Here is a 237-nt window from a genome sequence, read left to right as displayed (position 1 = left end):
ACAACATCAATTGCAAAGAGCCAGTGCTTTAAACATCATTATCAATGCCATCAGTATCTGGAATACTTTACATCTAACAAAGGCAGTTGAATATCAAAAACGGTCAGGTAGTTTTAATGAAGAATTATTGCACCATATGTCACCTCTAGGTTGGGAACATATTAATTTACTTGGAGAATACCATTTTAATTCGGAGAAAATGGTCTCGTTAGATTCTTTAAGACCCTTGAAACTTTC

1 protein-coding gene is annotated in these 237 nt (G+C 34.2%); it reads left to right on the top strand.

From position 1 onward, the window contains the following. A partial coding sequence (locus KVT11_RS20585; protein ID WP_217609215.1) for a Tn3 family transposase occupies positions 1–237 on the top strand: 237 nt, incomplete at both ends.

The sequence above is a fragment of the Bacillus sp. GbtcB10 genome, assembly GCF_019091365.1.
GTDB lineage: Bacteria > Bacillota > Bacilli > Bacillales > Bacillaceae > Bacillus > Bacillus altitudinis.
The sequence above is the reverse complement of the archived record's forward strand: the minus strand, read 5'-3'. Positions and strand labels throughout refer to the sequence as shown.